This is a genomic window from Nocardia sp. CA-290969, assembly GCF_050936135.1.
Taxonomy (GTDB): domain Bacteria; phylum Actinomycetota; class Actinomycetes; order Mycobacteriales; family Mycobacteriaceae; genus Nocardia.
In genome coordinates, this window is the sequence record NZ_JBNJNJ010000001.1 from 5160588 (window position 1) to 5171770 (window position 11183).

The window sequence follows — 11183 nt, forward strand, 5'->3', positions numbered from 1 at the left end:
CCTGCAGTCATAGCAATGATTTCTGATTCGGCTCCGCGGGTCGCGCCCGGATCCGATTCGGACGGTTGACCGGGAATATCCGGTTGGACGTGCTGGAACACGTAACATTTGCCGTCTGCGCAGCGAAAATACAGGCAGACGCATCCCCTGTACGGCGGCGATTCAACGGAGAACCGAGGGATCAACGCAGATACCCGCCCGCTGTGCACGGTATGCGCTGTGATCAGGTACTTCTTCCCCACAACTCCGCGCCGGGCCGTATTCGGCCCGATTGAACCGATGCACGATTCCTACGCCGGATCCGCGCACAGCTGCTACGCTCCCGAACCTAGAACACGTTTCAATTCGTAGGAGTGGTGATGGCACGGGAGATCCGCGACGTAGTCGAGCAGTACGTGAAACTGGTCGGCGCCGGACCGACCGAAGGTATCGTCGCTCTCTATGCACCCGATGCCGTGATCGAGGACCCCATCGGCACCGAGCCGAAGCAAGGGCACGAGGCCATCCGCGAGTTCTACAACGTCATCGCGAGCCTCGAACGGGAGACCTCCCTCGCGCCGGAAACCGTGCGCATCGCCGGCAACCATGCCGCCTTCGTATTCACGCTCGTCACCAAGGCCGGCGGTCAGCGGATGACGCTGAGCCCGATCGATGTCATGGAATTCGACGCCGAGGGCCGGATCACCCGCATGCGCGCCTATTGGAGCGCCGACGATATGGTCGTCGAGCCCGAATGAGCCGCGATGCGGCGACTCTACTGCGCTGAGCCGTCGCATCGCCGGACCCCGGGGTCGCCCACGACCGGCCCTGCCCCCATCATGTGCCCGGTATCCTGGCCATCAGGATCCCGCGCGCTGGGCCGATATCGTGGGCACCCCGGGCGTCACGCCGCGGAACCCTATCTCGTCCAGGTAGTAGAGCAACCACACCAGGACCGAGGAGATCCGATGAGCACTTCCCGTATTCCCGCGCTCGCCCCGAAGGATGCCGGGCTGCTGACCAAGGTCATGTACTGGTTCGCGCGGCGCAAGGTCGGCGAGGTCCCCGAACCGTTCGCGGTGAGCGGGCACCACACCGGCATCCTGGTCGCCGGCGGAATTCACGAACTCCTGGCGGAGCGGGTGTCGAAGAAGCTTCCCGCCAATATCCGGGAGATCGCCGTGTACCGGACAGCCTGGACCGTCGGCTGCTCCTGGTGCGTCGATTTCGGCACCATGCTGCAGCGACTGGACGGCCTGGATATCGACCGGCTCCAGCACATCGACGAGTACGAGACGTCCCCGCACTACACCGACGACGAGCGGGCGGCCATCGCCTACGCGGACGCGATGACCGCGACCCCGATGACCGTCACCGACGAACAGGTCACCGACCTGGAGAACCGGTTCGGCCGGGCGGGCGTCATCGAACTGACCTACCAGATCGCCCTGGAGAACTCCCGGGCACGCAACAACCACGCCCTGGGCATCACCGCACAGGGCTTCAGCACCGATTCGTGCCGGGTGCCCTGGGCATGAGCGAGTCAGGCCCGGAGGCGGTAGCGAAGCGTCACCACGCAGGGCCCTCGCTCATGCCCCATCAGCACCGCATGAGCGAGTCAGGCCCGGAGGCGGTAGCGAAGCGTCACCACGCAGGGCCCTCGCCCATGCCCCATCAACACCGCATGACGGCGGGTCAGACCACCCAGCACGCATACCCGATATGCGCGCCGCGGCCGACGAACACCTGCACATAGGGCGCGAGATCACCGCCGGGCTGGGCCGCCTGCAAGGTGTGGTCACCTTCGTAGGCGGGCACCCACTGGACCAGCGCGATACCGCCCCCGGCCGGTGGGACCGTGGCGAACGGGACCCCGTTGTCGTAGAAGGTCACCGGGGTCACCGCCTCGCTGAGCCGTGCCCGCACGGTGTAGGTGCAGCCGGTGCCGTAGTTGGTGCGGATCCCGGCGTTCAGATCCGGCATCACACTGACCTGCACCACGGTGGCGGCGGCCGGCGGCGCGCCGAGCACGGTGGCCGTCAATGCCGCCGCGACCACACAGAGAAAGGCGCCCGCCCGGCCGAACCGTGCGGGCGCCTTCGGGTCGTCTGATCGTTCGCGCCGGATTCCCCCGATAAGCAGCTGTGTCACCATGACCCGCTCCTACATCGCCGGAATGTCGAGTAGTCAGGCGACGATACCGCGCGGCGGCGGCCGGTAGGCCCGGATCCGGTGTCGGAACGGTTGCGTCCCGGTCGCAGGCCGGCATTGTCACCGGCCCGCCCGGCGTACTGCTGCCTCAGGCCGACTTGTCGCGGCGCTCCGGGCGCTCCCGCTTACGCGGCACGATGGTGGGCAGCACATTGTCGTTGACGGTATCCGCGTCCACGACCACCTTGGCCACATCGTCGCGGCTGGGGATATCGAACATCACCTGCTGCAGCACCTCTTCCATGATGGCGCGCAGACCGCGCGCCCCGGTGCCCCGCAGAATGGCCTGATCCGCCACGGCCTCGAGTGCGTCGCGGGTGAACTCGAGATCCACCCCGTCCATCTCGAACAACCGGATGTACTGCTTGACCAGCGCGTTCTTCGGTTCGGACAGGATTTTCACCAGCGAATCCTTGTCCAGGTTCGTCACCGACGCGACCACCGGCAACCGGCCGATGAATTCGGGGATGAGACCGAATTTGATCAGATCCTCCGGCATCACCTCGGCGAAATGATCGGTGGTGTCGATTTCGGCCTTCGACCGCACCTCGGCACCGAAACCGATGCCGCGGTGGCCGGTGCGATCGGAGATGATCTTCTCCAGACCGGCGAACGCGCCCGCCACGATGAACAGCACATTGGTCGTATCGATCTGGATGAATTCCTGGTGCGGATGCTTGCGCCCGCCCTGCGGCGGCACACTGGCCTGCGTACCCTCCAGAATCTTCAGCAGCGCCTGCTGCACACCCTCACCGGAAACATCCCGGGTGATCGACGGGTTCTCGCTCTTGCGCGCGATCTTGTCGACCTCGTCGATATAGATGATCCCGGTTTCCGCGCGTTTGACGTCGTAATCGGCGGCCTGGATGAGTTTGAGCAGAATGTTCTCGACATCCTCACCCACATAGCCGGCCTCGGTGAGCGCGGTGGCATCGGCGATCGCGAACGGCACGTTCAGCATTTTCGCCAGTGTCTGCGCCAGGTAGGTCTTACCGCAGCCGGTGGGGCCGAGCATCAGGATATTGGATTTCGCCAGTTCGACGCTCTCCCCGCGGGCGTCACGGCCCTTGTCGCCGGCCTGGATCCGCTTGTAGTGGTTGTACACCGCCACCGCGAGAGTTCGTTTGGCCGTGTCCTGGCCGATCACATAGTTCTCCAGGAAATCCCGGATCTCCGCGGGTTTCGGGAGTTCGTCGAGTTTGACCTCACTCGATTCGGCGAGTTCTTCCTCGATGATCTCGTTACACAGATCGATGCACTCGTCGCAGATGTACACCCCTGGTCCCGCAATGAGCTTCTTGACCTGCTTCTGGCTCTTCCCGCAGAACGAGCATTTGAGCAGATCGCCGCCGTCGCCGATGCGCGCCATCGTGTGGGTCCCTACTTCCTTGTTCGCGTGCAACCATCCGTCCAGCTGTCAGCCGGCCGCGCCCGCGGTGGAGCGAATCCGGCAATATCACCCGGATCGAAGGGGCGGTGCTGTCAACCGGGAACACAGGTCCCTGGGTTTGACCGTACCCGGTGTGTGCGATCGAGGTCGACAACTCGGGCAGGTTTCTCGTCGCGGTTGTGCGGGGATTCACCCGGATACGGCGTCGGCGCACGATTTCCGGCGCCGGGCCACACGGGGCGTGTCGCCCGCTCGGCCCGTATCCGCACGGCCGGGACCCGCTTCCCGGCCGACCCGGCGTCCCGCGATCACCGCGGTGCGCCGGGCCCCGGCCGCACTCACTTCTGAGCGCTGAGCTTCCGGTAGTCGAACACCGTATCGATGATCCCGTACTCCTTGGCCTCCTCGGCCGTCAGGATCTTGTCGCGGTCGGTGTCCTTGCGGATGGTGTCCGCGTCCTTGCCGGTATGGCGGGCCAGCGTGGTCTCCATCAGCCGGCGCATCCGCTCGATCTCGGCGGCCTGGATCTCCAGATCCGACACCTGACCCTGGATACCGCCCTCGACCGACGGCTGGTGGATCAGCACCCGCGCGTTCGGCAGGCACGCCCGCTTACCGGGGGTACCGGCGGCCAGCAGCACCGCCGCCGCCGACGCCGCCTGCCCGAGGCAGACGGTCGCGACATCGGCACGCACGTACTGCATGGTGTCGTAGATCGCCATCAGCGAGGTGAACGAACCACCCGGCGAGTTGATGTACATCGTGATGTCACGATCGGGATCCAGCGATTCCAGTACCAGCAGCTGCGCCATGATGTCGTTCGCCGAGGCATCGTCGACCTGCACGCCGAGGAAGATGATGCGCTCCTCGAACAGCTTGTTGTACGGGTTGGATTCCTTGACGCCGAAACTCGAATGCTCGATGAACGACGGCAGGATGTAGCGCGACTGCGCGCCCGCCGGGGCGAGACCGCCGAGCCCGGCGCGTGCAACGTTCGGATTGGCCATATTCGTCTCCAAGTCTATGAGTGAGCTGTCCGCAGAGCGCCGATCGCGGCCACCGGCGATCACCGGCTCCGCGAACTCCGCTCTAGTTGCCCGTGCCGCCCGCCTGGCGTGCATTGGTGATCACACGGTCGATGAAGCCGTATTCCAGTGCCTGCTCGGGCGTGAACCAGCGATCGCGGTCGGCGTCGGCATTGATCTGCTCCACCGGCTTACCGGTGTGCATCGCCTGCAACTCGTTGAGCTCACGCTTGGTGTACGCGAACTGCTCGGCCATGATCGCGATATCCGCGGCCGAACCGCCGATACCGGCCGACGGCTGATGCATCATGATCCGGGTGTGCGGCAGCGCGAAACGCTTGCCCGGCGCGCCCGCGGTCAGCAGGAACTGCCCCATGGAAGCGGCCAGACCCATCGCGGTGGTCGAGATATCGCATTCGGCGTACTGCATGGTGTCGTAGATCGCCATACCAGCATTCACCGAGCCACCGGGCGAATTGATGTAGAGCGAAATATCCTTGGTGGGATCCTCCGCCGACAACAGCAGGATCTGCGCGCAGATCTTGTTCGCGATGTCGTCGTCGACCTGGGTGCCGAGGAAGATGATGCGCTCACGCAACAGGCGCTCGTACACGGAATCGCTGAGATTGAGCCCAGCGGTCGGAGCTGTCATGACCTCGGCTTTGTTGATTGTCACGGATACCTGCCTTCTCTCGCCGGCTCGTTGCTGTCACAAACAGTAACGAAACAGGGGGTGACCGACGTCCCGGTCCCCGCCTGATTCGCTCAGAGCGCAATATCTACGGAGGCGCCTTCGGTGGCGTGGGTTCGGAGTCTCTCGATGCCACATGCCCTCGCTCGCGAATTGCGAACCCAGGTCCACGCTTCGCCGTTGCGCTGTATTTTTGGCGCGCTGGCGCGCGCGGGTTCGGGGCCCCCTCGGTCTCGTTCTTCACTCCTCCGCTCCTCCGCTTCGCTCCCCCGCTCCGTCGCTCCAGAACGAGACGGGCCCCGAACCACGGAGGCCGGACTGATCGCATGCGGAGAAACGGGGTGGCATCGGATGGGACCGGTCCGGCTCGGGTGCTCATGCGGTTCGCAGGCACTGTCGAGCGACGTTCCGAAGTGCAGACCCGACACCAGCGGGGAGACCGGAAGCCCTGGGGCCTGGGCGGGGGCGTACCGGGACAGGGGGATGTTCCCGTGCTGTCTCTGGATTGCCGACACCGCCTCTGGTCCCAGGGCTTCCGATCCGTGGTGCTGTATGGGTTACTCCTCCGTGTCCGCGGTGGACTCGGTGGTCTCCTCCGCAGCCTCGTCGTCGGCGGGCTTCGGGGTGCCGAACATTTCTTCGGTGTCGACGGTGTTGCCGGCCGAATCGGTGACGGTCACCTTGCCGACGACCTCGGCCAGGGCCTTGCCGCGGCGGACATCGGCGAAGACCGCGCCGAGCTGGCCCGCCTGCTGGACCTGCTGGATGAACTGTTCCGGCGCCATCCCGTAGCGCTGGGCCTGGAACAGGATTCGCTCGGTGAGCTCCTCCTGGCCGACCTGGGTGCCCTCGGCTTCGGCGACCGCGTCCAGCAGCAGCTGGGTCTTCACCGACTTCTCGGCGGCCTCCTTGGTGTCGGCGTCGAACTCCTCGCGGCTCGAGCCCTGGGCCTCCAGTGCCGCGGCGAACTTCTCCTCGTCGTGGTCGAAACCGTGCACGGCGTCGTGCTCGACGGCGTCGATCTCGGCCTTGACCACGGCCTCGGGCAGCGGCACCTCGACGGCTTCCAGCAGCTTCTCCAGCACCTGGTCGCGGATATCGCCGGCCTGCTGGACCTTCTTGTTGCGCTCGACGCGGGTGCGCAGATCGGCCTTCAGCTCGTCGATGGTGTCGAATTCACTGGCCAGCTGGGCGAATTCGTCGTCGGCCTCGGGCAGTTCGCGTTCCTTGACCGAACCGACGGTCACCGTGATCACGGCTTCCTTACCGGCGTGCTCACCGGCGACCAGGGTGGACGTGAACTCCTTGGACTCACCGGCCGACATACCCTGCAGGGTTTCGTCCAGGCCCTCGATGAGCTGGCCGGACCCGACCTCGTGCGACAGCCCGGTGGTCGCCGCCTCCGGGACCTCCTCGCCGTCGACCGTGGCCGACAGGTCGATGGAGACGAAATCGCCGTCCTGCACGGGACGTTCGACACCCACCAGGGTCCCGAACCGCTGCCGCAGCGACTGCAGCTGCTCGTCGATGTCCTCGTCGGTGATCTCGATGGCATCGACGGTGACGGCGATGCTGCTGTAGTCCTCGGGCAGGGTGATCTCCGGCCGGACATCGACCTCGGCGGTGAACGCCAGCTCCTGCCCGTCCTCGATCTTGGTGATCTCGATCTCCGGCTGACCGATCACCTTCACCTCGGAGGTGGTGACGGCCTCGCTGTAGCGGCCCGGCAGCGCGTCGTTGACGACCTGCTCCAGCACCGCGCCGCGACCCAGGCGCGCCTCGAGCAGCTTGGCCGGAGCCTTGCCCGGACGGAAGCCGGGAATGCGCACCTGCTTGGCCAGGGCCTTGTAGGCGCGATCGAAGTCCGGCTTCAGCTCCTCGAAGGGCACCTCGACATTGATCCGGACCCGGGTCGGGCTCAGCTGCTCGACGGTGCTCTTCACGGACATGCTCCTTGTTCTCGTCGGTTCGTCTTCTCGCCGGCCCGCCACGTTGACCGTGCCGCGGGCCGGGTGATGGTGCGTGGTCTGGCGACGGCGCGCGGGTACGCGCCGCCGGCGTACCGTCTCCGAACGGCGAGCACCTGCGGTTTCACGCGCCCGGGGTACGCATCCCGACCAGGGTAGTTGACCGGGCCGGGCAGGCTGCACGCCGGGAGGCGGTTGACGGGCTCCCGCGCCCGGAAATCGCGGCGGCGCCGCTACCGCCCCGGTGCGGCTCAGCCCTGCGGAACCGCCACCGCGTCCGTGACGAAGACCAGGGTCTCATTGGGCCGCACCCCGTTGCGGCCCGCGCCGTAGCCCAGGTCCGGCGGGATGATCAGCAGTCGCCGGCCACCCTGCTGCACACCTTCCAGACCCTGCTCCCAGCCGGGGATGACCATGCCGGAGCCGAGGGTCAGCTCTAAGGGCTCGCCGCGGTCGAACGAGGAATCCAGCTTCTGCTTGTCCGACCAGGTGACCAGGGAATAGTTCATGGTCAGGTCATCGCCCGGGGCGGCCGCGCGACCCGAGCCGGGCACCAGATCCTTCACCACGAGTTGCTTCGGCGGATCGCAGTCGTCGGGAACGGTGATCTCGGGTACTTCACCGAACCCACCGGTCACCCCGATATCCTCGGCCGTGCATTCGCGCCCCTTCGACCGCGCCGGCGCGCCCTGCACGGGAGCGCTCCGCGGCGCGGCCGCCGAGGAGGCAGTGGTCGCAGCGCTGTCCGAACTGTCGTCCGAACCGCATGCGCTGAGCCCGAACGCCACCGCACCCACGGCCACAACGGCGACGATCCTGCCGAATTTCTGCATGAGCCGCACACTAGCTGTATTTTTTGGTGCCGCCTCCGGCGGCACGTGGTTTTGGCCCCCCTTGGTCCCTGCTGTCAGCACTCGACACTCGCGGCTGCGCCGCATCGCATCGAGCACTGACAGCAGGGACGGGCCAAAACCTCCAAGGGCCTCGTAAGACTCGGCACCGCCGTGGTCGCGTTTCGATTTCGGGGTTACGTGAGCCTTCTGGGGGCCTTGTAAGGCTCGGCGCCGTCGTGGTTGCGTTTGATTTCGGGGGGTTATCGACCGTCCAAGCGCCTCGCACTTCGGCGGCGCCGTGGTTGCGTTCGGTTCCGGGGTGACGGGCGCTCCCAGTGCCTCACTGGGCTTGGGCGGCCGTGGTTACATTCGGATTCGCGGCGGGCCGGGAGCGGCGGAGCTGATTCGGTTATCGGCTGGATTCACGGGTATGCCGCGCAGGGAGAGTATCGATAGCGCGACCGCGGCCGGGACCGCGCGAACCGGACACCGGGTGGCACACTGCCAGCTATCGTTGACGGTGCCCGCACCCGGCGTGCGGATAGCCCGGCGCGACCACGACCTCCAGGAGGTTCCGCGTATGACGCAGTTGGCGAGTGCAGGCGGGGATACCGCGGCCGACAATCTGGGCGGTGACGGGGGCGAATCCATCGCACCCCGCCCCTATGTACTGTCCGCGGATACCGAGGGGCCACTCGATCCCGACGAGCTGGAAACGGTGGACGCGTGGTGGCGGGCCGCCAATTATCTGTCGGTCGGGCAGATCTATCTGATGGCCAATCCGCTCGTCCGCGAACCCTTGGCACCCGAGCACGTCAAACCGCGGCTGCTCGGGCATTTCGGGACGGTGCCGGGGCTGAATCTCGTCTGGGTGCACGCCAACCGGGCAATTCTGGCGCGTGATCTGGACGCGGTGTTCGTGGCCGGGCCGGGGCACGGCGGGCCGGGTCCGAATGCGTGCGCCTGGCTGGAGGGCACCTATTCCGAGCTGTACAGCCATGTTCCGCGCGACGCCGAGGGGATGCGGGCGTTGTTCGCGCAGTTCTCTTTTCCGGGTGGGGTGCCCAGCCATTGCGCGCCGGAGACGCCCGGCTCCTTCCACGAGGGTGGCGAGCTGGGTTATTCGCTGTTGCACGCGTTCGGCGCCGCGCTGGACAACCCGCATCTGACGGTCTTCTGCGTGGTGGGTGACGGGGAGGCCGAAACGGGGCCGCTGGCGGGCAGCTGGCATGCGAACAAATTCCTGAACGCGGCGCGCGACGGCGCGGTGCTGCCGATCCTCGCGCTGAACGAGTACAAAATCGCCAATCCGACTCTGCTGGCGCGGATCCCGGAATCGGAGCTGGTATCACTGTTGCGGGGCAACGGCTACGACCCGTTGATCGTCGCCGGTCGCGACCCCGCTCAGGTCCATCAGGATATGGCCGCCGCCATGGACACCTGCCTGGAGCGGATCGCGCAGATCCAGCGCGCCGCCCGCGACGGCACCGACAATTCGCGACCACACTGGCCGATGATCGTGCTGCGCACGCCCAAAGGATGGACCGGCCCCCCGCAGGTCGACGGTGAACCGGTGGAGGGCACATTCCGTGCGCATCAGGTACCGCTGCCCGCGGCACGCAACGATGCCGGGCATCGCGCGGTACTCGAACAGTGGCTGCGTTCCTACCGGCCCGAGGAGTTGTTCGACGAGGCCGGCGCACCGGTCTCGGAGTTGCGGCGGCTGGTGCCGGACGGGGCGAAACGGATGAGCGCGAGCCCGGTGGCCAACGGTGGTGCGCTGGTCCGTGATCTGCGGCTGCCGGATTGGCGCGACTTCGCCGTAGACGTTCCGGGACCGGGGCGTACCAGCCATGAGGCGACGCGAGTGCTGGGCGGGTGGCTGCGCGCGGTCACCGAACGCAACCCGGACAATTTCCTGACGTTCGCACCGGACGAGCTGGCCAGTAACCGGTTACAGGACATCCTCACGGTCACCGGCCGCAACTGGCAGGCCGAGGTCGGCGTCCACGACGAGAAACTGGACCGCGCGGGGCGAGTGATCGAGGTGCTGTCGGAGCATATGTGCCAGGGCCTGCTGGAGGGTTACCTGCTCACCGGCCGGCACGGCGTCTTCACCTGCTACGAGGCGTTCGTCCATATCGTCGACGCGATGTTCAACCAGCACGCCAAATGGCTGGACGCCAGCGCCGCGGTGCCGTGGCGGCGGCCGCTGGCGAGCCTGAACTATCTGCTGTCCTCGCATGTGTGGCGGCAGGACCACAACGGCTTCACTCACCAGGACCCCGGCTTCCTCGATGTGGTGCTGAACAAGAAACCCGAGATCGTGCGGGTCTACCTGCCGCCGGACGCGAACACCCTGCTCTCGGTGTACGACCACTGCCTGCGCTCGCGGCATTACGTGAACGTGGTGGTGGCCGGTAAACAACCGCAGCCGGACTGGCTGTCGGGCACCGAGGCCGCGCTGCACTGCGCACGAGGTATCGGCATCTGGGATTGGGCGGGTCATCGCGACGAACCGGCCACCACCCCGGATGTGGTGCTGGCCTGCGCCGGCGACGTACCGACCCTGGAAACCCTGGCCGCGGCGGCGATCCTGCGGGAGAAACTGCCCTGGCTGCGGGTACGGGTGGTCAACGTGGTGGATCTGATGCGGCTGCTACCGACCGAGGAGCATCCGCACGGGCTCCCGGACAGCGAATTCGACACCTTGTTCACCCGGGATTCCCCGGTGATCTTCGCCTTCCACGGCTACCCGTGGCTCATCCACCGGCTCACCTACCGCCGCACCAACCATGCCGGCCTGCATGTGCGCGGCTACAAGGAACGCGGCACCACCACGACCCCCTTCGATATGGTCATGCTCAACGATCTCGACCGCTATCACCTGGTGATGGATGTGATCGACCGGGTCCCGGCGCTGCGCCAGCAAGCGGCCGGGCTGCGCCAGGAGATGGTGGACGCGCGCCTGCGGGCCCGCACCTGGACCCGGCAGCACGGCGAGGATATTCCGGAGGTGGCGAACTGGCGCTGGCCCGGGTGATCGATCGAGGGCCGGCGGTCCGGGTGATGCAGTCGCGCCCGGTG

9 protein-coding genes are annotated in these 11183 nt (G+C 66.5%); 3 read left to right on the forward strand and 6 right to left on the reverse strand.

Annotated features, from left to right (window positions below; all coding sequences use genetic code 11):
- Positions 1 to 359: 359 nt before the first annotated feature.
- The gene (locus ACQEVO_RS23750) at positions 360 to 737 is read left to right on the forward strand and encodes a nuclear transport factor 2 family protein (protein ID WP_432917045.1); all 378 of its coding nucleotides are present in this window, start codon (positions 360 to 362) and stop codon (positions 735 to 737) included.
- 210 nt (positions 738 to 947) lie between these two features.
- Positions 948 to 1517 (forward strand): carboxymuconolactone decarboxylase family protein, encoded by a 570-nt coding sequence (locus ACQEVO_RS23755; protein WP_432917048.1) that lies wholly within the window; start codon positions 948 to 950, stop codon positions 1515 to 1517.
- Positions 1518 to 1674: 157 nt separating this feature from the next.
- Here the strand turns inward: ACQEVO_RS23755 and ACQEVO_RS23760 are convergent, their stop codons facing one another.
- The 6 genes from ACQEVO_RS23760 to ACQEVO_RS23785 all read right to left on the reverse strand — a co-directional run bounded on the left by ACQEVO_RS23760 (position 1675) and on the right by ACQEVO_RS23785 (position 8096).
- Complete coding sequence (locus ACQEVO_RS23760; RefSeq protein ID WP_432917051.1) at positions 1675 to 2133, reverse strand: hypothetical protein; 459 nt, start codon at positions 2131 to 2133, stop codon at positions 1675 to 1677.
- Positions 2134 to 2278: 145 nt separating this feature from the next.
- Entirely contained in the window at positions 2279 to 3559 is a 1281-nt protein-coding gene (clpX, locus tag ACQEVO_RS23765; RefSeq protein ID WP_030523255.1) for an ATP-dependent Clp protease ATP-binding subunit ClpX, read from the reverse strand.
- A 359-nt stretch (positions 3560 to 3918) separates the two neighbouring features.
- On the reverse strand, positions 3919 to 4587 hold the full coding sequence (locus tag ACQEVO_RS23770) for an ATP-dependent Clp protease proteolytic subunit (RefSeq protein ID WP_280420323.1): 669 nt from the start codon (positions 4585 to 4587) through the stop codon (positions 3919 to 3921).
- Positions 4588 to 4669: 82 nt separating this feature from the next.
- Entirely contained in the window at positions 4670 to 5257 is a 588-nt protein-coding gene (locus tag ACQEVO_RS23775; RefSeq protein ID WP_280401256.1) for an ATP-dependent Clp protease proteolytic subunit, read from the reverse strand.
- A 596-nt stretch (positions 5258 to 5853) separates the two neighbouring features.
- Positions 5854 to 7239 (reverse strand): trigger factor, encoded by a 1386-nt coding sequence (gene tig / locus ACQEVO_RS23780; RefSeq protein ID WP_432917056.1) that lies wholly within the window; start codon positions 7237 to 7239, stop codon positions 5854 to 5856.
- A gap of 275 nt (positions 7240 to 7514) precedes the next feature.
- Complete coding sequence (locus ACQEVO_RS23785) at positions 7515 to 8096, reverse strand: FKBP-type peptidyl-prolyl cis-trans isomerase (RefSeq protein WP_432917059.1); 582 nt, start codon at positions 8094 to 8096, stop codon at positions 7515 to 7517.
- Between the two features lie 580 nt (positions 8097 to 8676).
- On the opposite strand from ACQEVO_RS23785, the gene ACQEVO_RS23790 reads away from it, so the two are divergent.
- On the forward strand, positions 8677 to 11139 hold the full coding sequence (locus ACQEVO_RS23790; RefSeq protein ID WP_432917062.1) for a phosphoketolase family protein: 2463 nt from the start codon (positions 8677 to 8679) through the stop codon (positions 11137 to 11139).
- The last annotated feature ends 44 nt before the right edge of the window (positions 11140 to 11183 follow it).

What these genes read in the sequence shown, in the direction of transcription:
- ACQEVO_RS23755 (WP_432917048.1), top strand. Translation starts at nt 948, where the DNA reads ATGAGCACTTCCCGTATTCCCGCGCTCGCCCCGAAGGATGCCGGGCTG.
- ACQEVO_RS23775 (WP_280401256.1), bottom strand. Translation starts at nt 5,257, where the DNA reads ATGACAGCTCCGACCGCTGGGCTCAATCTCAGCGATTCCGTGTACGAG.
- ACQEVO_RS23785 (WP_432917059.1), bottom strand. Translation starts at nt 8,096, where the DNA reads ATGCAGAAATTCGGCAGGATCGTCGCCGTTGTGGCCGTGGGTGCGGTG.
- ACQEVO_RS23750 (WP_432917045.1), top strand. Translation starts at nt 360, where the DNA reads ATGGCACGGGAGATCCGCGACGTAGTCGAGCAGTACGTGAAACTGGTC.
- ACQEVO_RS23760 (WP_432917051.1), bottom strand. Translation starts at nt 2,133, where the DNA reads ATGGTGACACAGCTGCTTATCGGGGGAATCCGGCGCGAACGATCAGAC.
- ACQEVO_RS23770 (WP_280420323.1), bottom strand. Translation starts at nt 4,587, where the DNA reads ATGGCCAATCCGAACGTTGCACGCGCCGGGCTCGGCGGTCTCGCCCCG.
- clpX (WP_030523255.1), bottom strand. Translation starts at nt 3,559, where the DNA reads ATGGCGCGCATCGGCGACGGCGGCGATCTGCTCAAATGCTCGTTCTGC.
- ACQEVO_RS23790 (WP_432917062.1), top strand. Translation starts at nt 8,677, where the DNA reads ATGACGCAGTTGGCGAGTGCAGGCGGGGATACCGCGGCCGACAATCTG.